The sequence below is a fragment of the Blastococcus sp. SYSU D00813 genome, from assembly GCF_054050735.1.
Genome location: NZ_JBJGZX010000020.1, coordinates 30,366 through 53,436 on the forward strand (window position 1 = coordinate 30,366; position 23,071 = coordinate 53,436).

A 23,071-nucleotide genomic window follows, 5' to 3' on the forward strand; every position below is an offset into this window, starting at 1 on the left:
AGGAAGAGAGGACACCCGATGGCGCTGCTGCCGCTGGTGCTGCCGTGGACCGAGTTCTACTGGAAGGCCGGGGCCGACGGCCGGCTGCGGATCCAGGAGTGCTCCTCCTGCTCCAGCCTGGTCCACCCGCCCAAGCCGACCTGCCCCTCCTGCCGGGGCACCGACCTCTCCGTGCGGGAGGTGTCCGGCCGCGGCACGCTGTTCGGGTTCACGGTCAACCACCACTATCCCTATCCGGGGCTGACCAACCCCTACGTCGTCGCGCAGGTCGCGCTCGAGGAGGACCCCCGGGTCAAGCTCACGACCCGGGTCGTGGAGGCCGAGCCCGGCGACCTGCAGCTGGGCATGGCCATGGAGGTCGTCTTCGAGCAGGACGAGGACGTCTGGCTGCCGCTGTTCCGCCCGGCTGCCGAGCAGCCGGCACAGCCGGCCCCGCTGCCCGAGGACGAGGTGCCGGCCGAGGCGGTGCGCTCGCTGGTGCGCCCGCGGCTGGGCACCCGCAAGTTCGAGGACGACGCCGTCCTGTCCGGCATCGGGGCGTCGAAGATCGCCCGCCGCCAGATGGTCGACCCGCTCTCGCTCACCGTCGAGGCCTGCACCCAGGCCGTGGCCGACGCCGGGCTGACGATGGACGACATCGACGGCCTGTCGACCTACCCCGGCGGCGGCGTGGAGAGCGGCTTCAGCGAGGGCGGCGTGACCGCCCTGGAGGCGGCTCTGCGCATCCGCCCGTCCTGGTACAACGGCGGCGGCGAGACCTTCGGCCCCGGCGGCTCGGTCATCGCGGCCATGCTCGCCGTCTCTGCCGGCCTGGCCCGCCACGTGCTGTGCTTCCGCACCCTGTGGCAGTCCAGCCAGGAGACGCTGGTGCGGCAGGGCTACCTGCGCCCCGGGGGCGGCCGGATGAGCGGCGACATGGGTTGGGGGATGCCGTTCGGCGCGACCTCGGCCGCGCACCTGCTCGCCCAGACCGCCGGTCGCTACATGCACAGGTACGGCGCCACGCGGGAGACGCTGGGCTGGATCGCGCTCAACCAGCGGGCGAACGCCGCGCTGAACCCGGCGGCGGTGTACCGGGAGCCGCTGACCATGGACGACTACCTCGGCGCCCGGCTCACCACGACCCCGTTCGGGCTGTACGACAACGACGTCCCCATCGACGGCTCGATCGCGGTGGTCGTGTCGGCGGCCGACGCCGCCGGCGACCTGGCCAAGCCGCCCGTGCGGGTCGAGGCGGTGGGCACCCAGCTCGTCGAGCGCATGGAGTGGGACCAGAGCACCTCCACGCACGAGCCGCAGGTCTTCGGCCCGGCGGCGCACCTGTGGACGCGGACCGACCTGCGCCCCGACGACGTCGACGTCGCGCTCCTCTACGACGGCTTCACGTTCAACTGCCTGTCGTGGCTGGAGGGCCTGGGCTTCTGCGGCGTGGGGGAGGCCAAGGACTTCCTCGACGGCGGCAAGAACATCGCCCGGGACGGCGTCCTGCCGCTCAACACCCACGGCGGGCAGCTCAGCCACGGCCGCACGCACGGCATGGGGCTGGTGCACGAGGCCGTGACCCAACTGCGCCGGGAGGGCGGCGAGCGCCAGGTCGAGGGCGCCCGCGTCGCCGTCGTCAGCAGCGGCGGGCTGACCCCCAGCGGCGTCCTGCTGCTGCGCACGGACAGCTGAGACGGGCCCCGCTTCCCGGCCCCGGTGCAGGGGCCCGCGCCGAGCCCGCGAGGCGTGGGGGGCAGCGGGGTCCTTCCTCGGTGGGTGCGGGGCCCGTATGCTGCCGATGCTGTGATGCTTCTCGAAACGTGGACTGGTGCATGACGAACGACGGGGACACGCTCTTCATCGACGGCAAGTGGCTGCCGGCCGACGACGGTCGCACGTTCGACGTCACCGATCCCGCGACCGGCGCGGTGATCGGCCGGGCCGCCGACGCCGGCGCCGCCGAGACCGACCGCGCGATCGCCGCCGCCGAGGCCGCCTTCGGCCCCTGGAGCCGGACCACCGCCTACCAGCGGGCCGAGGTCCTCTGGGCCGCCCACCGGCTGATGACCGAGCGGTCGGAGGAGCTCGCGCGCCTCATGACCGCCGAGCAGGGCAAGCCGCTCAAGGCCGCCCGCAACGAGGTGCGCTACGCGGCCGACTTCCTCAGCTGGTTCGCCGAGGAGGCCAAGCGGGTATACGGCAGCACGATCCCCTCGTCGCGGCCCGAGCAGCGGCTGTCGGTGCTGCGCCAGCCGGTCGGGGTCGTCGCCGGCATCACGCCGTGGAACTACCCGATCTCCATGATCACCCGGAAGGTCGCGCCCGCCGTCGCGGCCGGCTGCACCAGCGTGCTCAAGCCGGCCGAGCAGACGCCGCTGTGCGCCGTCGCCGTCTTCGAGATCCTGGCCGAGGCCGGGCTGCCCGCCGGCGTCGCGAACCTGGTCACCACCAGCCGCCCGGAGGCGGTGGGCGACCGGCTGCTCGACTCCCCGGTCGTGCGGAAGCTGACGTTCACCGGCTCCACCGAGGTCGGCAAGGCGCTGGCCGCCCGGGCCGCCGCCACCATGAAGCGCGTGTCCATGGAGCTGGGCGGGCACGCGCCGATGATCGTGTTCGACGACGCCGACCCCGTGCACGCCGCCAAGGGCGCCGCGCTGGTGAAGTTCCTCAACACCGGCCAGGCCTGCATCAGCCCGAACCGCATCTACGTCCAGCGGGGCATCTTCGACACCTTCGCGCGGGCGCTGGTCGACCGCGTCGGGAAGATGAAGGTGGGGGCCGGCACCGTCGACGGCGTGGCGATCGGCCCGCTGGTCGACCAGGCGGCCGTGGACAAGGTCGCCCGCCAGGTCGAGGACGCGGTGGACAAGGGCGCCCGCCTGCTGTCGGGGGGCAGCCGCCTGGCCGAGGGCGACCTCGCCGGCGGCCAGTTCTTCGCCCCGACGGTGGTCGCCGACGTCGACGAGTCGATGGTCATCTACCGCGAGGAGACCTTCGGGCCGGTCGCGGCGCTCATCCCGTTCGACGACGAGGACGAGGCCGTGCAGCGGGCCAACGACACCGAGTACGGGCTGGCCTCGTACGTCTACACCAACGACCTGGGCCGGGCGGTGCGCGTCTCGGAGGCGCTGCGCTTCGGCATCGTCGGCGTCAACGACATCAACCCGACCGCCGCGGCTGCGCCGTTCGGCGGGGTCGGGGTCAGCGGCCTCGGCCGCGAGGGCGGCGCCCAGGGCATCGACGAGTACCTCGACGTCAAGCTCGTGGGGCTCGTCGTCCCCTGACGCGGCAGGGGTCACACTCTGCCCCGGGGGACGCCACCCGGCCGACCGCGGGGCAGCCGCAGCAACCGAACGTCGCACGGCCGCCGAGCCGTACGGGAGCGAGGAGTGGACAGATGGAGCTGAAGGTCGGACAGACGCTGACCAGCGCGGTGGACTCGACGTCGCTGGTCGTCGTCCGGGCGCCCGCGGGCGACGTGGACGTCACCTGTGGCGGCGCGCCGATGACCGGGCCGGGGGAGACCGCGGCCGCCGGCGCGACCGCGCAGGGCGAGGCCGGCAACGGCCTGCTCATGGGCAAGCGCTACGCCGACGAGGCCCTCGGCCTCGAGCTGCTGTGCGTGAAGCCGGGGGACTACGCCGTCGCCGTGAACGGCACCCCGCTGGCGCAGAAGAGCGCCCAGCCGCTGCCGGCCTCCGACTGAGCGGAGCGGCGGGGCCCCGGTCCCGCCGCCCCCGCCGGGGCGCCGCCCCACCCTGACCACGGTCGCCGTCCGAGGGACGTCGGCCCCTGTGAGAGAGGAGAGTCCGATGTCGCGCACGACTCGGACGGAGACGCCGGGGGTGGGTGTCGCCCGGTTCCTGCTGCGCACCGCGGTGGGCGGCACGATGATCGCCCACGGCGTGAAGCACGGGCGCACGCTCAAGGGCACCGCCGGCTGGTTCGGCAGCATCGGCTTCAAGCAGCCGATGCTGCAGGCCCGCACCAGCGCGGTCGTGGAGATCGGCTCGGGCGCCGCCCTGGTCGCCGGCGCCGCCACCCCGCTCGCGGCCTCCGCGGTCGTGGGCACCCTCGCCGTCGCCGCCCGCTCGGTGCACATCCCCAACGGCTTCTTCATCAACGCCGAGGGCTGGGAGTACGTCGCCAACCTCTCGGTCGCGTCGATCGCCCTCGCCGCCCTGGGCCCCGGCGGCTGGAGCGTGGACCGCGCCCTGGGCACCGACCGGTTCTCCGGCCCGCGCGCCGCGCTGTTCGTCGCCGGGCTGGGCCTCGGCGGCGCCGCGGCCCAGCTGGCCACCTTCTGGCGCAGGCCCGCGCCGAAGCCGGTCGCGGCCTGATCCCGGGAGGAGTCGACGCAGTGACCGAGACCCCGGAGCACGTCGTGGTCGTCGGTGCGGGGCTGGGCGGTCTGCGGACCGTCGAGCAGCTGCGCACCCGCGGCTTCACCGGGCGGATCACGCTGATCGGGGCGGAGGTGCACCCGCCCTACGACCGGCCGCCGCTGTCCAAGCAGATCCTCACCGGCGCCTGGGAGCCGGCCAAGGCCACGCTCCGGGACGTCGACGCCCTCGCCGAGCTCGACGCCACCACGGTGTTCGGCAAGCGGGCGGTCGGGCTCGAGGGCACCACGGTGCGGCTGGACGACGGCACCGCGGTTCGCGGCGACGCCGTCGTGCTGGCCACCGGCGTGACCGCGCGCCGGCTGCCCGACCAGCCCGACGGCGTCGTCACCCTGCGCACCCTCGACGACGCCGTCGCGCTGCGCAGCGCCTTCGACTCGCTGTCGTCGCTGCTCGTGGTGGGCGCCGGCTTCATCGGCGCCGAGGTCGCCTGCGCCGCGCACGGCAAGGGCGTGCGCGTGACGGTGCTCGAGGCGCTGCCGGTGCCGGTGGAGCGGGCGCTGGGCCGGGAGGTCGGGGCGCTGGCCGGCCGGCTGTTCACCGAGGCCGGGATCGACCTGCGCTGCGACACCCGGATCACCCGGTTCGTCGACGAGCGCACGGTCGAGCTCTCCGACGGGTCGACCGTCACCGCCGACCTGGTGCTCGTCGGCATCGGCTCGCAGCCCGACGTGGCCTGGCTCGACGGGTCCGGGCTCGACACCGCGAACGGCCTGGCCTGCGACGCCAGCGGCCGGGTGCTCGGCACCAGCGGCGTGTGGGCCCTGGGCGACCTCGCCGCCTGGTGGGACGAGTCCCGCGGGCGCCACCACCGCAACGAGCACTGGACCACCACGGTCGACCAGTCCGCGGTCGTGGCGTGCGACCTGCTGGGCGCCGAGCCCCCCGCGCCGGCTGTGCCCTACGTGTGGTCCGACCAGTTCGGCATGAAGATCCAGACCCTCGGCCGGACCGACCTGGCCGAGGAGGTCGCCCAGCTGCACGGCACCGGGATGGACGGCGGCCCGGTCAAGGGCACCGTGGTCGGCTACTTCGCCGGCGGGGTGCTCGTCGGCGTCGTGGGCTTCGGCGCCCCGGCCAAGCTGGTCCGCTACCGCGGCATGATCGCCGCGGGCGCGTCCCGCGACGACGTCCTCGCCCAGTCCGACGCGGCGACCGCCGTCGGCTAGTCCCCCTACAGCGCACGGACCACCGGTGCCCGCCCCCGCCCCGGGGGCGGGCACCGCGCCGTCTGCACACACCCACCGGCCGGACAGCCCGGCCGGACGACGACAGGAGGACCACATGACCGCGAACAGGCTGGCCGGCAAGGTCGCCCTCATCACCGGCGCCGCGCGCGGCCAGGGCCGGGCGCACGCCGTCCGGCTCGCCTCGGAGGGCGCCGACATCATCGCGCTGGACAACTGCGTCACGGCCGAGACGACCGACTACGCCGGGCCCACCGAGGAGGACCTGGCGGAGACCGTCCGGCTGGTCGAGGCCCAGGACCGCCGCATCCTGGCCCGCAAGGCCGACATCCGGGACCTGCCCGCGCTGCAGCAGCTGGTGGCCGACGGCGTCGCGGAGTTCGGCCACCTCGACGTGGTCGTGGCCAACGCCGGCATCTGCCCGGCCAACTGGTCGTGGGAGATCCCGGTCGAGCAGTGGCAGGAGACGATCGACGTCAACCTGACCGGCACCTTCTACACGATGAAGGCGACCGTGCCGACGCTCATCGAGCAGGGCACCGGCGGCTCGATCGTCATCACCAGCTCGGTCGCCGGGCTGCGCGGGCTGCCGTTCCTCGCCCACTACGCCGCGAGCAAGCACGGCGTGGTCGGGCTGGCCAAGTCGATGGCCAACGAGCTCGGGCAGCACAACATCCGGGTCAACACCGTGCACCCGCACGGCGTGCAGACCGGCATGCAGCCGGCGCGCATGGGCCAGCTGATCCAGGAGAACGCCGCCACCCTGGGCCCGATCTTCATGGGGACGCTGCCGGACTTCATCTCCCAGCCGGAGGACATCGCCGCCGCGGTGGCGTTCCTCGCCTCCGACGACGCCCGGCACGTGACCGGCGTCCAGCTGCCCGTGGACCTGGGCACGCTGATCCGCTGAGCGACGACGGCCGGGGCCCCCGGGCGCACCCGCCCGGGGCCCCCGGCCGTCGGGGGGTCAGGCGAAGAGCCGGACGCGGGCCGAGCCGGGAGCGGTCCGCGTGCCGGTCTGGTTCTCGCTCCACAGCTCCAGCTCGAGCACGGTGCTGCCGTCGTCGGCGGTGCTGCGGCCGGTGACCGTGCCGTTGACCGTGATGGTGTCCTGCTTCAGCGCCGGCTGCTTGAACCGGCACTCGAGGTGCTCGAGGCGGCCGCGGTCGCCGATCCACCGCTCGACGGCGCAGTGCATCCACGCCCAGATCAGGTTGCCCATGCCGATGGCCCCGGGCATGCCGGCGGCCCGGCCCGCCTCGTCGTCCATGTGGATGTCGACGAACTCGTGGTTCACGGCGGCGTAGCGGTTCCAGGCGTGGAAGCCGGCGGCGCGGGTGAACGGCGGGACGGCGGCCCCGACCTCGAACTCCCCGGGCGCCTGCGTGGTGGCGTCGGTCATCGGTGCTCCTCGGCGGTCGGCGGCGTCAGTAGCGGATGAGGGCCATGCGGGCGGTCTTGATCTCCTCGCCGGCCTGGTTGGTCCACGTGGTGGCGTTGTGGGTGACGAGCATGGCGCCGAGGCGGCTCTCCTTCTCCTCGTACCGCTCGATCAGGGTCTGCGAGCGGACGACGTCGCCCGGGCGGATGCGGACGCCGGTGTAGTCGACCGACAGCCCGCCGTTGAGCGCGCGGAACAGCTCCGGCGGCTGCACGCCCAGGTTGTGCTCCATCGCGCCGACCGCCGTGTACCCCGGGTCCACGTCGATCTGCCTCGGGTTCGGCTCGCGGTGCGAAACCGCCCAGGCGAAGACGTTGATGTCCAGCGGCGCCACCAGCCGGCCCTCGGCCTCGGCGGCGGGGTCGAGGTAGTGCGCCGGCGGCGGCTCCGGGTGGTGGACGGCGATCGCCCAGCGCCGGATGTCGGAGGCGGTCACCGGATAGGACTCCATGACGCCGAACGGCCGGCCGACGATCGCCGCCATGTCCGGCCGGACCAGTCCCAGGTCACCCACGTGCCGCTCCCTCCGCTCGGAACGCCGGCGCTCCCGGCCCGATCGGACGATACATGCGCAAGTGTTGTCACCGAGGCGCTTCCATCCGGCCTGCGGTCAGGGGCGCCGGGCGAGCCGGCCGGCGATCGCCACCGCCCGGACGCGCTCGGCGGACGGCGTGGCGAGGACCTCGGCGGGCGGTCCCTGGAGGAGCACCAGGTCGGCCGCGGCCCCGGCGGCCACCCGCCGCGGCGGCCCGCCGGGGTCGTCGGGCCGGCCCAGGTACGCCGCCAGCGCCGCGGCCGGTGCCAGCCGCTCGCCGGCCCCCACGACGGCGCCCGAGCGGGTGCGGCGGTCGACCGCGGCGGCCACGACCCGCCACGGGTCGAGCGGACCGTGCGGGGCGTCGCTGGACAGCGCGACCGGCACGCCGGCCGCGACGAGGCTGCCGGCGCGGTAGAGGTCGTCGTGGTCGGCGGCCGGCACGTCGCGCAGGTAGTCGTCCCCGCGGTCGGCGAGGAAGCCCGGCTGGGTCACGACGCGCAACCCGCGGCGGGCGAGGTCGGCGAGCACGTCACGGGGCAGCAGGGCGCCGTGCTCGATCCGGTCGCCGGGGCGGGTGCCGGTCGTCCCCAGCGCGGCCAGCAGCAGGGCGAGCGCCTCCCGGGTCACCACGTGCACGGCGACGGGGCGTCCCGCCGCGTGCGCGGACCGGATGCGACCGGTGAGCGCGTCGAGGTCCGGCAGCCCCGAGTCGGCCAGGACCAGCTTGACCGGGCCGGCGGTGAGCCCGGCCGGCAGCGGGCCGCCGAGCGGGGCGCCGAGGAGGTGCACCGACTGGGGGAGCGCGCCGTCGCGCCGGGCGGCGGCCAGCGCGGCCACCGCCGCCGGGGCGAGGTCCGGGGTCGCGTCGGTGACGGCCGTGATGCCGAGCCGGGCGAGCCGCTGACCGACGGAGGTGAGGTCGGGCAGCCGGTCCCCGCCCAGCCGCGACCGGAGCCAGTCGTCGGCGCGCCACAGCCGGCCGGTGGGACGCCCGGCGGCGTCCCGCTCCACCCCCGGGTGGGCCGCGCCGGCCAGGTCCAGGACCGCGGCGCCGGCGGAGTTGACGACCCACAGGGCGCCGCTGCGGTGCTGGACCCGCACCGGACGGCCGCCGTGCAGCCGGTCGAGCGCCCCGGCGTCGAGGTCGCCGGCCACCGACGCGTCGTACCCGGTGCCGCGGACCCAGCCGTCCTCCCCGGCCGGGGCCGCGCCCAGCACCGCGGCAAGGGCCTCGCGCGAGGTCACGGCGGGCGGGCCGCACGGCACCGAGCGCGCGGCGGCGGCCAGGGCGTGCAGGTGCAGGTGGTGGTCGGTGAGCCCCGGGAGCAGCGTGCCGCCGCCGCACGCGACGACCTCCTCGCCGTCGCGGTCGAGGCCGGCGCCGACCTCGGCGACCCGGTCGCCGCGCACCCGGACGTCGGCCCGCCGGCCGTCGAGCAGCGTGGCGTCGCGGAACAGCAGGCCGCTCACGGCGCCGCGATGCCCAGCTCGGCGAGGACGGCGGCGGTGTCGGCGCCGGCCTCGGGCGCGGTCCCGGCCGGGGTCCCACCGGCAGGCCGCGGCCGCGGCGGCTCGACCGGGACGGCGCCCCCGGGGGTGTCGACGACCCAGCGGCCGCGGTCGCGGCGGGCGGCGGGGGAGGGGCGGCCGGTGTCCGCGCCGGTCAGCGTGGCCGCCACGACGTCGGCCATCGCGACGTCCCACAGCACGCCCGAGCCGTCGGCCGGCGCGGTCATCGCCAGGGCGGCGGCGGTGAGGCCGGTCAGGGGGTCGGCGATGGCGTCGCCGACGAAGACCGGGTCGCCGTCGGCGTCCCGCGCGACCAGGCCGGCGGCGGCCGCGACGTCGTCGCCGAACCCGACCCGCTGGGAGGCCCGGCCGGCGGCGGTCAGCGAGATCCAGGTGGTGCCGGCCGCGACGGCGGCCTCCGCGTCGAGCCCGAAGCCGGCCAGCGCCCGGGGCCGGGACGCCTCGATCACCACGTCGGCGGCGTCGACCAGCGCGCGCAGGGCCGCCCGGCCCCCCGGCGTCGCGGGGTCGAGCAGCACCGACCGGTGCCCGGCGTGCAGCAGCCGGTAGAAGGCGGGGTCGCCGCGGCGGGCGCCGTCGGGCCGCTCGGGCACCTCGACCTTGACCACGCGGGCGCCGGCCAGGCCGAGCAGCGAGGCGGCCAGGGGCCCGGCCCACAGCGCGCTGAAGTCGACGACGAGCAGGCCCTCGACCGGCCGCGCCGGCAGGGAGGGGAGGGGTGGCGGCGCGGCCTCCGGCGGCCGGACCGGACCGGCCGCGACGCCGAGGAGCTCCGCGCGGGCGGCGAGCTCCTCGCCGGGGTGCGCGCGGACCCACGCCGCGACCGCGGGCCACGGGTCGGCGGGGAGCTCCTGCCCGACCAGCGCCCCGAGCAGCAGCGGGTCGCCGGGGCGCGCGCAGGAGACGGCGGCCCAGCCGTCGCGGGTCGGCAGCAGCCGGCAGCTCCCCCCGGCGGAGACCCGCCCGCGCCGGCGGTGCCCGGTCAGCGCCGCCCGCTCGGCGAGCAGGCGCGCCCCGTCGAGCCGGACCGGGTGCGCGGTGCCCGCGGTGGCCGCCGCGATCCGCCCGGTCAGCTCCCGGGCGACCGTCGCGGCCCGGCCCGGGGGGACCAGCGGCGGGCCGTCGGGAGAGCCGGTCAGCGCGACGACGCCGCCGGCCGCCCAGTCGGTCGGCGGGGGCACGGCGTCCTCGGCGGTCGGGAGCGGGGGTCTGTGCGGTGGAGCAGGGCGACGCTAACGACACCCCTGCGGACGGACAAGGCCCCGTGGGGGGAGTCCGCCGGCCGGCGACGTCTGGACGGGGCGGGCCCGCGTCTCTACCGTGACACTCAGTGCCATGCGGGCCGACGAGGGCCCCGGCCGACCGACGAGGGGTGTGCAGTGGGCAAGTGGTTCGAGACCGTGGCGGAGGCCCAGCGCAGGGCGAAGCGCCGGCTGCCCAAGGGGGTCTACGGCGCGCTGGTCGCCGGGTCGGAGAAGGGCCTGACCGCCGCCGACAACCTGGCGGCGTTCGACGAGATCGGGTTCGCGCCGCACACCGCCGGCCTGGCCAACGCCAAGCAGATGGCCACCACGGTCATGGGCCAGGAGCTCTCCCTCCCGGTGATGATCAGCCCCACCGGCGTGCAGGCGGTCCACCCCGACGGCGAGGTCGCCGTCGCGCGCGCGGCCGCCGCCCGCGGCACCGCCATGGGCCTGTCCTCGATGGCCAGCAAGCCGATGGAGGAGGTCGTCGCCGCCAACCCGAAGACCTTCTTCCAGCTCTACTGGGTCGGCGACCGGGACACGATGGCCGCCAAGGTCGAGCGTGCCAAGCGCGCCGGCGCGGCCGGGCTGATCGCCACCCTCGACTGGTCGTTCTCCTACGGCCGCGACTGGGGCAGCCCCTACATCCCGGAGAAGATCAACTTCGAGGCGATGCGCCGGTACGCGCCGCAGGTCGCGCTGAAGCCGGCCTGGCTGTGGGACTTCGCCAAGACCGGTCGCATCCCGGACCTGACGGTCCCGAACATGGTCGCCACCCCGGGCGACCCGGCGCCCACGTTCTTCGGCGCGTACGGCCAGTGGATGCAGTCGCCGATGCCGACCTGGGAGGACGTCGCCTGGCTGCGGGGCCTGTGGCCCGAGGCGCCGTTCATGCTCAAGGGCGTCATGCGGGTCGACGACGCCAGGCGCGCGATCGACGCCGGCGCCACCGCCATCTCGGTGTCCAACCACGGCGGCAACAACCTCGACGGGACGCCGGCCTCCATCCGCGCGCTGCCCGCGATCGCCGAGGCCGTCGGCGACCAGGTGGAGGTACTGCTCGACGGCGGCATCCGCCGCGGCTCCGACGTTGCCAAGGCCCTCGCGCTCGGGGCGAAGGCGGTCATGATCGGCCGCGCCTACCTGTGGGGCCTGGCGGCCAACGGCCAGGCCGGTGTCGAGAACGTGCTGGACCTGCTGCGCGACGGGCTCGGGTCGGCGCTGATCGGTCTCGGGCACCCCTCGATCAGCGAGCTGTCCCGCGACGACCTGGTGGTCCCGGCCGGCTTCGAGCGGCACCTCGGCTCCGAGGGCGCGCTCGCGGCGGCCACGGAGAGCACCTCCGGCCGGCGGACGCAGCGGGAGAAGGCCAGCCCGCGCTGACGCAGCGCCCCGCCCGCCCCGACGACGGCGGCGGCACCCGGACCCCCGGGTGCCGCCGCCGTCGTCGTCCGCGCGGGAGAGAACCGGTCAGCGCGCCGGCTGCCGCACGCTGTCGGCGGGCACCGGGGCGGCGTCGAGGACCTCGTCGACCAGCCCCCAGGCCAGCGCGGTCGCGGCGTCGACCCGGGTGCCGGTGAGGCCCAGCCACGCCGTCCGCCACCGGCCGGCCCGCCGCACGACGCTGACGGTGCCCCCGGCGCCGGGGATCAGCCCCATCGCCAGCTCCGGCAGGCCCAGCCGCGTGTCCGGGGCGGCGAGCACCCGGCCGGCGAAGCAGGGCAGCTCGAAGCCCGCGCCCAGGCAGGTGCCGTGCACGCGCACGGTCACCCGGTCGCGCAGGCGGTGCACCGCCTCGGCGACGCTGGCACCCAGCCGGACGACGTGCGCGCGGGCGGGGTCGGGCGCGGACCCGAACTCGTCCAGGTCACCGCCGGCGGAGAACGAGGGTCCGGCGCCGGTGACCTCGACCAGCAGGTGCGGGTCCCACTCGGCCGGGGCGAGCGCGGCCAGCAGCGCGTCGCGCATGGCGGCGTCGACGGCGTTGCGGCGGGCCGGCCGGTCCAGCCGCACGTGCAGCACGTCCCCGACCCGGGTCGAGACGACCCGGTGCGTGCGGTCGTCGGGCTCGCGGGCCGGCCCTCGTGCGGCCAGCCAGCGGGCGAACTCCGGGCCGGCCAGCAGGGTGGAGTAGGCGGCCGACTCCGCGCTCAGCGCCGCCGGCACCGGCAGGCCGGCGCTCTGCCGGAGCAGCCAGACGTAGGTCAGCGCGGCGAGCGGCGTCGCGGCGAAGCGCCCGGCGAGCGCGGTGACGGCCGCGGCCAGGTCCGGGACGGCGACCGTCCGGGCGTCGCCGGGGCCGTCGGCGGTCAGGCAGAGGTCGACGGCCTGGGCCAGCTCCCCGGGCACCCGCTCGGGACCGCCGGCGAGCGCGACCGTGCACCGCCGGCTGCCGCGCAGGGCGGTGACCGCGCGGCGGCGGGCGTCGGCGGGCAGGGCGGTGAACTCGCCTGCGTCGACCAGCAGCAGCGGGTCGACCGGGCGGCCGGCGCCGTCGAGGGCCAGCGGCGGGGGAGGGGCGCCGGCGAGGTCGGCGGCCCGGACGGCAGCCGCGCGGAGGACGCCGTCGCCGTCGGCGTCGCCGTCCGCTGCGGGGGCGCTGGCGTGCATGTCGTCGCTCCTCGTCGGATCGGCGCGGCGGTCGGTCGTCCCCGGCGGCGTGCGAGCCGCCGGAGGAGGTTGCTTGTTGCGTACCGTAAGCCGTTCTACATTGCGAGACGGGCCCCGGGACGTCGCCGGCTCCCGCGCACCCGTCCAGCAGACCCGTTCGTCTCCCTGAGCACATCGAGGTACCGATGCCCGAGGCCGTCATCGTCAGCGCAGTCCGAACCGCGATCGGCACCGCCCGCAAGGGCACCCTCGCCGACACCACGTCCGAGGAGATGACCCAGACGGTCCTCACCGCGGCGATCGAGCGCTCCGGTCTCGACCCGCAGCTCGTCGACGATCTCGTCTGGGCCGAGTCGCTGTACGGCGGCGCCGCCGTCGGCCGGTACGCCGCCATCGCCACCGGGCTCGAGCACGTGCCCGGCGTCGCGGTGAACCGGCACTGCGCGGGCAGCCTGACCGCCGTCGGCATCGCCGCGGCCCAGATCCGCTCCGGCATGGACCGCGCGATCGTGGCCGGCGGCGTGCAGTCCTCGTCGCTGTCGCCGATGTTCTCCCGCCGGGTGCCGGGCACCGTCGACCAGGTCGAGTCGTGGTTCCCGCCGATCCACCCCGACGCCCCCGACGCGCCGAGCCGGGACATGTCGATCACCGTCGGCTGGAACACCGCCCAGGAGGCGGGCCTGACCCGGCAGGACATGGACGCCTGGGCATACCGCTCCCACCAGCGGGCCGTCGAGGCGATCGACGCCGGCCTGCTCGCCGACGAGATCGTCTCCGTCAAGGCGCTGCAGAAGGACGGCAGCTACGTCGACTTCGCCGTCGACGAGCACCCCCGCCGCGACACCACGATGGAGAAGCTCGCCTCGCTGAAGGTGCTGCACCCGGAGATCGAGGGCTTCTCCATCACCGCCGGCAACGCCAGCGGCGTCAACGACGCGGCCGCGGCGCTGACGCTCGTCAGCGACGACCTGGCCGCCGCCGAGGGCCTCACCCCGCTGGCCACGGTCAAGGCCTGGTCCTCGACCGGCACCAACCCCCGCCGCACCGGCATGGCCCCGCTCGACGGCATCCCGAAGGTGCTGGAGAAGGCCGGCCTGTCGGTGGCCGACATCGCGCTGTGGGAGATCAACGAGGCCTTCGCCTCGGTCCCGGTGGCCGCGTGCAAGCTGCTCGGCATCGACGAGGACAGGGTGAACGTCCACGGCAGCGGCTGCAGCCTCGGGCACCCGATCTCGGCCTCCGGGGCGCGCATGCTCACCACGCTGGTCAACGACCTGCGCCGGCTGGGCGGCGGCTACGGCGTCGCCACCATGTGCGCCGGCGGCGGCATGTCCGGCGCCGTGCTCGTCGAGGTGTAGGACCCCCTCGCCCCCCGGCGCTCGCGAGCTCGCGCCGGGCCCCTGCGAGGGGGCCGTTCCAGGTGCCGGGGGGCACCTCGTCTCAGGTCCGGGTCCGGGGGCGGCGCATCAGGCCCTCCTGCACGACGGTCGCCACCAGCCGGCCGCGCAGGTCGGTCATCCGGCCCTGGTTGTAGGTGCGCCCGGAGCCGGCCGACGGCGCCACCTGGTCGTAGAGCAGCCACTCGTCGGCGCGGAACGGCCGCAGGAACCACAGCGCGTGGTCGAGGGTCGCGAACTGCAGGCCCGGCTCGGAGCCGTGCAGGCTCCTCGAGGTCCCGATGAGGAACATGTCGCTCAGGTAGGTCAGCGCCCCGACGTGCACGGCCGGGTCGTCGGGCAGCCGGTCGCGGTAGCGCACCCAGAACAGCTGGCGCGGCCGCCCGGGCACGCGCTCGGCCTCGGGCTCGGGCACCGGGACGGCGTCCCAGTTGGGCCACTCCGCGGCGAAGGCCCCGCCCAGGGTGTCGACCCGCGGCAGCTCCTCCGGGCGCGGCACGACGGGCGCGGCCTCCTGGTGCTCGGGCCCGGCGTCCCCGGCGTGGAAGGACGCCGACATCGAGAAGATCGTCTCCCCGTCCTGGACGGCGGTCACCTGCCGCGCGCTGAACCCGCGGCCGGTGCGCAGCCGGTCGACCAGCAGGAGGATCGGCTGCTGCGGCCGGCCCGGGCGCAGGAAGTAGCCGTGCAGCGAGTGGACCGGCTGGGCGGGGTCCACGGTGCGGACGGCGGCCGTCATCGCCTGCCCGGCCACCTGCCCGCCGAAGGTCCGGGCCATGTTCGTGGGCACCGGGTGGCCCCGGAACACGTCGGTGTCGAGCCGTTCGACGGTGAGCACGTCGAGGATGTCGGTCACCCCGACAGGCCTACCAGGCGCCCGGCGGCCGGCGTCCGGTGCCTGGGGACCGGCGGCCGGGGCCGGCGGTCAGCGCCCGGCGGCCGGCTCGGGCTGGTGCTCCGCCGGCGGCCGCTCGCGGGAGGCGTCCAGGCACGGCTCGCCGGCCAGCAGCTCCGCCAGGCGCGCCCGCAGCCCCCGCAGCGTGTTCTCCAGCCCGAACTCGAACTCCTCGTCGCCGGTCATGGCCAGCAGGTGCGGCCGCTCCAGCCGGGGGAGCACCCGTAGCCGCGGCGGCTCCTCGAACGGCCCGGCGGGGACCTCGGCGGCGGGGGTGCCCTCCCCGGCGACGCGGGCCAGCGCCGCCGAACCGCGGGTGAAGACCGACAGCGCGGCGTAGGCGTTCATCGCCTCGTCCGGGGCGAACCCGGCGCCGACCAGCACCTGAAGCACCCGGTCGATCCGCTCGGCCGACAGCCGGTCGCCCTCCGGCGTGCTGGAGTCGCGCAGCACGACCAGGTCGCACAGGAGCGGGTGCTCGCGGAACATCCGCCGCTGCCGGCGGAAGTAGGTGCGCAGGTACTCGTCCCACGGCAGGTCGTCGGGGATGTCGATGCGCCGGTCGAACTCGGCCATCGCCCGCTCGGCCAGGGTGTCGAGCAGTTCGTCCTTGCTGCGGAAGTACCAGTAGATGCTGGTGACGCCGACGTCGAGCCGCTGGGCCAGCCGCGGCATGCTCAGCGCCTCGAGCGACTCCTCGGAGGCGAGGTCGTAGGCGCCCTGCAGGATCTCCCCGGCGCTGATCGAGCCCCGCGCGCGGCGCTTGCGCGGCGGGGGCTGGGGAGCAGGGGTGGACGACACGCCGGTTTTCCCTTCCGAGGACTACCGCTCAGCCTAGTCCGGCCCGCCCCCGCCCCCGGCCTCGACAGCGGCCGCCCCACCTGCGGTCGAGCGCGTGACGCTTCCCCTCCGGCACTTCCGTGTGATAGTTGTCGAAACGTCTACGGTAAGCACGTGCAGGCGGGTGCCGTCCGCCGTCCGGGACGTCGTCCCCTCCCCGAGAGCGAGGTCAGCCGTGACCGCCTCCCCCTGGGCGCCTCCGCAGCCCGTCGTGCCGGTGTCGGCCGCCCCGACCCTCGCGGCCCACGTCCGGGACTGGCGCGCGGCGCACGGCCTGACCCACGGCGACCTCGCCCGCCGGCTGGGCGTCGCCCGCACGACCGTCCGCAACTGGGAGCTCGGCCGGCGCCCGCAGCCGCTGCAGCTCGGGGCGCTCGCCCGGCTGTTCGGCTGGGACGACCTGACCGCGCGGGCGATCGCCGGCGAGGACCGGGTGCGCACCGAGCGGACCTCCGGCGGCCGGCACGCCTCGCCGCTGTGCCGGGCGCGGCTGGCCGCCGGGCTGACCATGACCCAGGTGGCCAACCGGGTCGGCGTGACCCCGGCCAGCGTCTCGCGCTGGGAGAACGGCTGCCGCCGGCCCAGCCCCGGTCACCGGCCCGCGCTGGCGCGGGTGCTGCGGGTCGCGCCCGAGCGGCTGGACGCGCTGCTCGAGGACACCCCGGCGGGCCGCTGGGACGGCGCGGCCCTGCCCGGCCTCGGCGCCCTGCGCCGGGCCTCCGGGTGGACCCAGCGGGAGTTCGCCGCGGCCGTGGGCATCGGCTCGACCACCGCGCACCGCTGGGAGAACGGGCGCACCCGGGTGCCGGAGGACCGGGTGGAGCGGGTCGCCGAGGTCCTCGGCCTCTCCGCGCCGGAGCTGCTCGAGCGGGGAGCGACCCCGGTGGCGCGCGCCGACACCATCCCGGCGCTGGCCCGCCTGCGCACCGCCGCCGGGATGAGCCAGCAGGAGGCGGCACACCACGTGGGCATCAGCGTCCGCACGTTGCGCCGCTACGAGCACGGCCGCCGCCGGCCGGGGCTGGCCGCCGCGCGGTCGCTGGCCCGCTGCTACCGCCGTCCGCTGGCCGAGGTGCTGCGGGCCGGTGAGGTGCCGGTGCCGCCGATCCTCGTCCGCCGTGCCTGGGTGCCCGCGGACCTGCCCGCCGTCCTGGAGGCGCTGCGGGCGACGTCCGGGCTCTCCGCCGCCGAGCTCGGCCGCCGCCTGGGGACGACGGGCCGCCGCGTCCGGTCCTGGGAGCGCGGCGTCGCCGTCCCCGGGCGCGCGGCGTGCCAGCGCCTGGAGCTGCTGCACCAGCTGCCGCCGGACCGGCTGGCCCGGCTGGCCCGCGGGTTCGTGCCGGCGGTCTGACCCGGCGGCCGGTCCGCTCAGCCGGGCAGGGCGGCCGTCAGCGCGGCCACGTCCTCCAGCCCGCGCAGCGCGTCGGTGAGGTGGGTGCAGGTGCTGGTCCCGCCGAACTCCGCCCGCACCCGCGTGCGCAGGTCGGCGACCGGCGTGCCGGCCAGCCGGCCGGCGCTCGCCGCGGCGGCCGGGCACTCCTCCCAGGGCAGCACCCGGGGGAGCGCCGTGGCCTCCAGCACCGTGCCGGTGCGCCGGTCGACGCGGGCGCGCACGTCGTACTCGTGCAGCACGGTCTCGGTGCCGGCGAGCGTGGTGTAGGAGTCGCGGAACATCGCGTCGACGAGCACGACGGCGGGGTCGGCGGGGTCGGGGGCGACGTCCAGCCGGCGGTGCCGGCGCATGTGGCCGGGGGCGAGCGGGGCGAAGGCGTGCCAGCCGTGCGCGTCCGCCGTCCGCAGGTCCGGGGCGGCGGGGCCGCGCATCGGCGGGATCGACCCGCGGCTGCGGATGTGCACCATCATCGTGCCGTCCTCGCGCCAGCCGGAGCAGATGCCGGCCGAGGCGCCCAGGCCCGACGAGGCGCGCGGTCCGGCCGGGCCGGCGGGGGAGGAGCCCTCCACGAGCAGCGCGTAGCCGGAGATCAGCGAGGTCACGGGCACGTCGTCGAGGAGGAGGAAGAGCGGCGAGCGGTCGGCGCGCTCGCGCGGCAGGGCCGCGTCGAGCGCCGTCCGGAACCCCGACCCGGCGCGCACGCCGACCAGCTCCGCCGTCCCCTCGACCGGGGGCGTGGTGCGGACCCCGGCCACCCGGCCCTCGCGCACCACCGTCGTCGCCGCGGCCTCGCCGAGCACCCGTGGCGTGCCGTCGGCGGCCGTGGCGAGGTCCCGGGCGGCGCCGTGCAGGAGCAGCGGACCGGCGGGGCCCTCGGGCCGGACGATCTCCGTGGTCGCCGTCCGGCGGACCGACCCCGGCGCCCGCGGCGGGGTGCCGCGCGCGGGGTCGGGCAGGCCGGTCGGGAGGTCCGGGACGGGGGTCGTCGGGCTGCTCATGCGGCTCCTCCGCCGGCGCCGGGCAGGGTCGCGGCCGACCGTACAGTGACCCCCACGACATCTCGAAGAGGAGAGAACATGCGCGACGCGGTGATCGTCGAGGCCGTCCGGACCCCGGTCGGAAGGCGCAAGGGCGGGCTCTCGGGGGTGCACCCGGCCGACCTGTCGGCGCACGTGCTGCGGTCGCTGGTGGAGCGGGCCGGGGTGGACCCCGCCGAGGTCGAGGACGTGATCTGGGGCTGCGTCGGCCAGGTCGGCGAGCAGACGTTCGACATCGGCCGCACCGCCGCGCTGGCCGCGGGCTGGCCGGAGTCGGTGACCGGCGTGACGATCGACCGCCAGTGCGGGTCGTCCCAGCAGTCGATCCACTTCGCCGCCGCGGGCCTGGTCGCCGGGCAGTACGACGTGGTGGTGGCCGGCGGGGTGGAGTCGATGTCGCGGGTCCCGATGGGCTCCTCGCTGATCGACATGGACCCCTTCGGCGAGGCCTTCACGGCCCGCTACGGCGTCTTCCCCAACCAGGGCGTCGGTGCGGAGATGATCGCGGAGAAGTGGGGCCTCACCCGCGAGCAGTGCGACGAGTTCTCCGTGACCTCGCACGAGAAGGCCGCCGCGGCGCGGGCCGAGGGCCGCTTCGCCGGGCAGATCGCCGCGGTGACGCTGCCCGACGGCACGGTGGTCAGCGAGGACGAGGGCATCCGCCCGGGGACGACGACCGAGGTGCTGGCCGGGTTGAAGACGGTGTTCAAGCCCGAGGGCGGCGTGATCACCGCCGGCAACTCCTCGCAGATCTCCGACGGGTCGGCGGCGCTGCTGATGACCACGAGCGAGAAGGCCCGCGAGCTGGGGCTGACCCCGATCGCGCGGGTGCACACCGCGGTGCTGGCCGGCGCCGACCCGGTGATGATGCTGACCGCGCCGATCCCGGCGACGGAGAAGGCGCTGCGGAAGTCGGGGCTGTCGCTGGACGAGATCGGCGCCTTCGAGGTGAACGAGGCGTTCGCGCCGGTGCCGCTGGCCTGGCTGGCCGACGTCGGCGCCGACGCCAAGGGGCTCAACCCGAACGGCGGCGCGATCGCGCTGGGCCACCCGCTGGGCGGCTCCGGCGCCCGCATCGCCACCACGCTCGTGCACCACATGCGCGACAACGGCATCCGCTACGGCCTGCAGACGATGTGCGAGGGCGGCGGCCAGGCCAACGCCACGATCTTCGAGCTCCTCTGAGAGCACTTCGCGCGCGAAAGGCTCCCGGCGACGGGGGCCTTCCGCGCGCGGAGTGCTGTCGGGGCCTCAGCGCCAGGCGAAGACCGGCGCCTCCAGGTGGGCCACGCGGGTGTCGAGGCCACGGCAGGCGACCTGGCAGAACTGGTACAGCACGGCCGCGGTCGGCGCGTGCACGAACCCGCCCTCCAGCGGCAGCTGGATGACCGGCTGGTCGGACTCGGGGATGCGGATGAGCCGCGGCTCCACGTCGAGGTCGGCGACGGGCACCCGGTGGATGCTGGCCACCTCCGCCTCGTGCGGGGTCAGCTCGCCGACGGGGCCCGCCCAGCAGACGACCGGCGTCATCACGTAGCCCGAGCGCGTCACGTAGTCGTCGAGCAGGCCGAGCACCGCCGCCGGCGGCAGGGCGAGACCGACCTCCTCCTCGAGCTCGCGCAGCGCGCCCTGCACCGGTGTCTCCCCGGCGTCCAGCCGGCCGCCCGGCAGCGCCCACTGGCCGGCGTGGTTGCGCATCCGCGCGGCGCGGCGGGTCACGAGCAGGGCCGGGACCCCGTCGTCCTCCAGCACGCAGACGGCCACCGCGGCGTGCTTCAGGTCGGGCCGGTCCGCCGCGCGGCGGGGGAAGGCCGCGACGCGGGCGGCGACGGCGTCCCGGTCGAGGGTCGGGCTCATGGGTGCACCTCCGTCCGGACCGTACGGCAGCGTTTGCTGGTTTGACATCCGTACCGACTCCGGTACGGTCGGCGGCAGTCAGTTGGAGAACCGAACCGATGGAGCCGCCGCCGTGGACCCGACCACCAGCACCGCCCTCGTCACCGGGGCCAACCGCGGCTTCGGCCGTGCCCTGGCCGCCGAGCTGCTCGCCCGCGGTGCCACCGTGTACGCCGCCGCCCGCGACCCCCGGTCGGTCGACCTGCCGGGCGCCGTCCCGGTCGCCCTCGACGTCACCGACCCGGCCTCGGTGGCGGCCGCCTCCGCCGCCCTGCCGGACGTGACCCTGCTGGTCAACAACGCCGGCATCGACACCCGTACCGACCTGCTCACCGGGGACTGGGCCGCGATCGAGGCCGAGCTGGGGGTGCACTACCTGGGGTCGCTCGCGGTGACCCGAGCCTTCCTGCCGCAGCTCGAGACCGCGCACGGCACGGTCCTCAACGTGCTCTCCGCGCTGTCCTGGCTCAGCTTCCCGGGCACGGGTGCCTACTGCGCCGCGAAGTCCGCGGCGTGGTCGATGACCAACAGCCTCCGGGCCTCGCTCGCGCCGCGGGGGGTCCGGGTGTCCGCGCTGCACGTCGGCTACATGGACACCGACATGACCGCCGGCGTGGAGGCGCCCAAGTCCGACCCGGCCGACGTCGCGCGCACCGCCGTCGACGGCCTGGTCGCGGGCGACCCGGAGATCGTCGCCGACGAGGTGAGCCGCCGTGTGCAGGCGGGCCTCTCCGGCGGTGTCGCTGCGCTGTACCCGGCGCTGTCGTGACCGCCGTGGAGGCGGGCGCGCCGCCGCTGACCTTCGACGCCGACTGGCGCTCCTTCGCCGGGGTGCAGGGCGGCCTGCTGGTGGGGGAGCTGCTCGACGCGGCCGGTGCGCCGCCGCGCGCGGTCACCGCCCACCTGCTGCGCCCGGTCGCCCCCGACGTCCCCGTGCACGTCGCCGCGGCGCCCGACCGGGCCGGCCGCACCGGCAGCGTGCGGACGACGCTCGAGCAGGGCGGGCGGACGGCCGCCGTCGCCCAGGTGCTCACCTCGGCGACGCCGCACGGGCCGGGGCCGCGGGCCGCGGTCGGGGAGCCGGCCGACGGCGTGCCCTTCGCCCTGCCGCGGGAGCTCGTGCCGGTCGCCGACCACCTCGAGATCCGGGCCCTGGGCCGGTCCCGGCCGCTGGCCGGCGGGGACGAGCCGCGGCTGACGGCGTGGGTGCGGGTGGTCGGTGCGCCGACCCCGCTCACCGCCCTGGGCGTCCTGGTCGACGCGCTGCCCCCGTCGCTGTTCGCCGTGTGGACCGCCCCGCGCCCCCTGCCGACCGTCGAGCTGACCGCCCACCTCGCGGGGCCCGCGCCGGAGCCGGGGGCATGGGTCCGGGTCGACCAGTGGACCAGCTGGGCCGACGACGCCTACTGCGTCGACGACGCCGAGCTGCACGCGACCGACGGGACGCTGCTGGTGCGCGCCCGGCAGACCCGCCGGATGGTCTGAGCGGTCAGGAGGACCGGCGCCGCCGGATCGCCTCGAGGACGGTCGTGCGCGCCTTCCCCAGCTCCCGCTCGGCCCGCTCGGCGCGTTCCAGCGTCCCGGCGTCCATCGACGCGATCCGCTCCCGCGCCTCGGGGGCGGTGAGGTCGAGCAGCTCGGCGGCGGCGCGGGCCTCGCGGGCGGCGTCGGTGTTCGGCACGTGCTGGCCGTCGCCGCGCTGCTTGGCCCGGTCGGTGGCGCGGCGCTCGGCGTCGGTCAGCAGCTGCCAGGCGGCGTCGGGCAGGTAGCGGTGGGTGGTGTCGCCGTCGCGGGCGTCGGCGCCGCCGTCGGCGGTGTGCCAGTCCTGGGCCGACCACTGCTGCAGGTGCCGCTGCGACCCGGTGCGCTCGCCCTCGTGCCGGTAGCCGCCGCCGGCCGCCTCGTACTCGTGCGCCAGCAGCTGGCTCTTGCGCGCGCTCCACTGCCCGGGGCGGCCGCCGCGGTCGCCGGCCTCGATCTCCTCCTTGAGCCGCGCGCGCAGCTCCGGGTCGGTGTAGTCCTCGGCGTAGTCCTCCGCCGTCTTCCCGCTCATCCCCGCCCGGTACCCCGCGCGGGCTGGGCGCGCACGTGGATGCGCTCCCCCTGCGGGCCGTAGAGGTTGAGGATCTCGGCGGGCACGTCGCCGGGGTTGCCGACCCAGTGCGGCGTGCGGGTGTCGAACTCGGCCACCTCCCCGGCGCGCAGCTCGAGGTCGTGCTCGCCGAGCAGCAGCCGCACGCGGCCCGACAGCACGTACATCCACTCGTGGCCCTCGTGCGTCTTCTGCTCCGGCTCGCCCGACGGCGACCGGGGCGGGATGACCTGCTTGTAGGCCTGCACGCCGCCGGGCCGCCGGGTCAGCGGCCAGAAGACGTGGCCGCCCTTCTCGAACGGCCGGGCGACGACCCGCGGGTCGGGGGTGCCCGGCGCCCCGACCAGCTCGTCGACGGTCACCGAGTGCGCGCGGGCCAGGGGGAGCAGCAGCTCGAGGGTGGGCCGCCGCTGCCCGGACTCCAGCCGGGACAGGGTGCTCACCGAGATGCCCGTGGTCTCCGACAGCTGGGTGAGGGTCACGTCGCGCTTGGTCCGCAGCTCGCGCAGGCGCGGGCCCACGGCCGCCAGGACGTCGTCGTCGGTCACCGCACCAGTTTGCCGTTCCAGCAAGGAAGTTTGTCAAG

General features: G+C 76.4%; 23 protein-coding genes. 12 read left to right on the forward strand and 11 right to left on the reverse strand.

Annotated elements, in window-relative coordinates; all coding sequences use genetic code 11:
- Window positions 1–18: 18 nt before the first annotated feature.
- The 6 genes from ACI8AX_RS14695 (at window position 19) to ACI8AX_RS14720 (ending at window position 6,482) form a co-directional block, all read left to right on the forward strand.
- Entirely contained in the window at window positions 19–1,674 is a 1,656-nt protein-coding gene (locus ACI8AX_RS14695) for a thiolase C-terminal domain-containing protein (protein ID WP_456550573.1), read from the forward strand.
- Window positions 1,675–1,814: 140 nt separating this feature from the next.
- Window positions 1,815–3,266 (forward strand): NAD-dependent succinate-semialdehyde dehydrogenase, encoded by a 1,452-nt coding sequence (locus ACI8AX_RS14700; protein ID WP_456550574.1) that lies wholly within the window; start codon window positions 1,815–1,817, stop codon window positions 3,264–3,266.
- Between the two features lie 113 nt (window positions 3,267–3,379).
- On the forward strand, window positions 3,380–3,688 hold the full coding sequence (locus tag ACI8AX_RS14705; RefSeq protein WP_456550575.1) for a hypothetical protein: 309 nt from the start codon (window positions 3,380–3,382) through the stop codon (window positions 3,686–3,688).
- 106 nt (window positions 3,689–3,794) lie between these two features.
- Window positions 3,795–4,322 carry a DoxX family protein gene (locus ACI8AX_RS14710; protein WP_456550576.1) on the forward strand — a complete coding sequence of 176 codons (528 nt, stop codon included), beginning with the start codon at window positions 3,795–3,797 and terminating at the stop codon, window positions 4,320–4,322.
- 20 nt (window positions 4,323–4,342) lie between these two features.
- Window positions 4,343–5,554, forward strand: a complete 1,212-nt coding sequence (locus ACI8AX_RS14715; protein WP_456550577.1) for an NAD(P)/FAD-dependent oxidoreductase — start codon at window positions 4,343–4,345, stop codon at window positions 5,552–5,554.
- Window positions 5,555–5,669: 115 nt separating this feature from the next.
- A complete protein-coding gene (locus ACI8AX_RS14720) occupies window positions 5,670–6,482 on the forward strand; it encodes a mycofactocin-coupled SDR family oxidoreductase (protein WP_456550578.1) in 813 nt (270 codons plus the stop codon).
- Between the two features lie 57 nt (window positions 6,483–6,539).
- Here the strand turns inward: ACI8AX_RS14720 and ACI8AX_RS14725 are convergent, their stop codons facing one another.
- The 4 genes from ACI8AX_RS14725 to ACI8AX_RS14740 form a co-directional block, all read right to left on the reverse strand.
- Window positions 6,540–6,974, reverse strand: a complete 435-nt coding sequence (locus ACI8AX_RS14725; RefSeq protein WP_456550579.1) for a MaoC/PaaZ C-terminal domain-containing protein — start codon at window positions 6,972–6,974, stop codon at window positions 6,540–6,542.
- 25 nt (window positions 6,975–6,999) lie between these two features.
- Window positions 7,000–7,527, reverse strand: coding sequence for an FAS1-like dehydratase domain-containing protein (locus ACI8AX_RS14730; RefSeq protein ID WP_456550580.1), 528 nt, complete (start codon window positions 7,525–7,527; stop codon window positions 7,000–7,002).
- A gap of 96 nt (window positions 7,528–7,623) precedes the next feature.
- Window positions 7,624–9,021: an amidohydrolase family protein gene (locus ACI8AX_RS14735; RefSeq protein WP_456550581.1), complete on the reverse strand. Its 1,398-nt coding sequence runs from the start codon at window positions 9,019–9,021 to the stop codon at window positions 7,624–7,626.
- A complete protein-coding gene (locus ACI8AX_RS14740) occupies window positions 9,018–10,262 on the reverse strand; it encodes a CoA transferase (RefSeq protein WP_456550582.1) in 1,245 nt (414 codons plus the stop codon). The genes ACI8AX_RS14735 and ACI8AX_RS14740 overlap by 4 nt, the downstream gene beginning before the upstream one ends.
- 198 nt (window positions 10,263–10,460) lie before the next feature.
- Here ACI8AX_RS14740 and mftD point away from each other — a divergent pair, with 198 nt between their 5' ends.
- Window positions 10,461–11,708 carry a pre-mycofactocin synthase MftD gene (gene mftD, locus ACI8AX_RS14745; protein WP_456550583.1) on the forward strand — a complete coding sequence of 416 codons (1,248 nt, stop codon included), beginning with the start codon at window positions 10,461–10,463 and terminating at the stop codon, window positions 11,706–11,708.
- An 87-nt stretch (window positions 11,709–11,795) separates the two neighbouring features.
- Here mftD and ACI8AX_RS14750 read toward each other — a convergent pair whose 3' ends face one another.
- Window positions 11,796–12,935 carry an enoyl-CoA hydratase/isomerase family protein gene (locus tag ACI8AX_RS14750; RefSeq protein WP_456550584.1) on the reverse strand — a complete coding sequence of 380 codons (1,140 nt, stop codon included), beginning with the start codon at window positions 12,933–12,935 and terminating at the stop codon, window positions 11,796–11,798.
- 185 nt (window positions 12,936–13,120) lie between these two features.
- On the opposite strand from ACI8AX_RS14750, the gene ACI8AX_RS14755 reads away from it, so the two are divergent.
- Window positions 13,121–14,293 (forward strand): thiolase family protein, encoded by a 1,173-nt coding sequence (locus ACI8AX_RS14755; RefSeq protein WP_456550585.1) that lies wholly within the window; start codon window positions 13,121–13,123, stop codon window positions 14,291–14,293.
- Window positions 14,294–14,375: 82 nt separating this feature from the next.
- On the opposite strand, the gene ACI8AX_RS14760 is transcribed toward ACI8AX_RS14755, so the two are convergent.
- Window positions 14,376–15,188, reverse strand: a complete 813-nt coding sequence (locus ACI8AX_RS14760; RefSeq protein ID WP_456550586.1) for an acyl-CoA thioesterase — start codon at window positions 15,186–15,188, stop codon at window positions 14,376–14,378.
- A 69-nt stretch (window positions 15,189–15,257) separates the two neighbouring features.
- Window positions 15,258–16,028, reverse strand: a complete 771-nt coding sequence (locus ACI8AX_RS14765) for a TetR/AcrR family transcriptional regulator (RefSeq protein ID WP_456550587.1) — start codon at window positions 16,026–16,028, stop codon at window positions 15,258–15,260.
- A 214-nt stretch (window positions 16,029–16,242) separates the two neighbouring features.
- Here ACI8AX_RS14765 and ACI8AX_RS14770 point away from each other — a divergent pair, with 214 nt between their 5' ends.
- A complete protein-coding gene (locus tag ACI8AX_RS14770; protein WP_456550588.1) occupies window positions 16,243–17,418 on the forward strand; it encodes a helix-turn-helix domain-containing protein in 1,176 nt (391 codons plus the stop codon).
- Window positions 17,419–17,435: 17 nt separating this feature from the next.
- Here ACI8AX_RS14770 and ACI8AX_RS14775 read toward each other — a convergent pair whose 3' ends face one another.
- Window positions 17,436–18,458: a DUF2889 domain-containing protein gene (locus tag ACI8AX_RS14775; protein ID WP_456550589.1), complete on the reverse strand. Its 1,023-nt coding sequence runs from the start codon at window positions 18,456–18,458 to the stop codon at window positions 17,436–17,438.
- Between the two features lie 78 nt (window positions 18,459–18,536).
- On the opposite strand from ACI8AX_RS14775, the gene ACI8AX_RS14780 reads away from it, so the two are divergent.
- The gene (locus ACI8AX_RS14780) at window positions 18,537–19,682 is read left to right on the forward strand and encodes a thiolase family protein (RefSeq protein WP_456550590.1); all 1,146 of its coding nucleotides are present in this window, start codon (window positions 18,537–18,539) and stop codon (window positions 19,680–19,682) included.
- A 66-nt stretch (window positions 19,683–19,748) separates the two neighbouring features.
- On the opposite strand, the gene ACI8AX_RS14785 is transcribed toward ACI8AX_RS14780, so the two are convergent.
- Window positions 19,749–20,354, reverse strand: a complete 606-nt coding sequence (locus ACI8AX_RS14785) for an NUDIX hydrolase (RefSeq protein ID WP_456550591.1) — start codon at window positions 20,352–20,354, stop codon at window positions 19,749–19,751.
- 112 nt (window positions 20,355–20,466) lie between these two features.
- On the opposite strand from ACI8AX_RS14785, the gene ACI8AX_RS14790 reads away from it, so the two are divergent.
- Complete coding sequence (locus tag ACI8AX_RS14790) at window positions 20,467–21,162, forward strand: SDR family oxidoreductase (RefSeq protein ID WP_456550592.1); 696 nt, start codon at window positions 20,467–20,469, stop codon at window positions 21,160–21,162.
- Window positions 21,159–21,878 carry an acyl-CoA thioesterase gene (locus tag ACI8AX_RS14795; RefSeq protein WP_456550593.1) on the forward strand — a complete coding sequence of 240 codons (720 nt, stop codon included), beginning with the start codon at window positions 21,159–21,161 and terminating at the stop codon, window positions 21,876–21,878. The genes ACI8AX_RS14790 and ACI8AX_RS14795 overlap by 4 nt, the downstream gene beginning before the upstream one ends.
- A 4-nt stretch (window positions 21,879–21,882) precedes the next feature.
- Here the strand turns inward: ACI8AX_RS14795 and ACI8AX_RS14800 are convergent, their stop codons facing one another.
- Together ACI8AX_RS14800 and ACI8AX_RS14805 are read right to left on the reverse strand one after the other, a co-directional pair.
- On the reverse strand, window positions 21,883–22,446 hold the full coding sequence (locus ACI8AX_RS14800; protein WP_456550594.1) for a hypothetical protein: 564 nt from the start codon (window positions 22,444–22,446) through the stop codon (window positions 21,883–21,885).
- Window positions 22,443–23,033 carry a helix-turn-helix domain-containing protein gene (locus ACI8AX_RS14805; RefSeq protein ID WP_456550595.1) on the reverse strand — a complete coding sequence of 197 codons (591 nt, stop codon included), beginning with the start codon at window positions 23,031–23,033 and terminating at the stop codon, window positions 22,443–22,445. Before ACI8AX_RS14805 ends, ACI8AX_RS14800 begins: the two co-directional genes overlap by 4 nt.
- Window positions 23,034–23,071 lie beyond the last annotated feature (38 nt).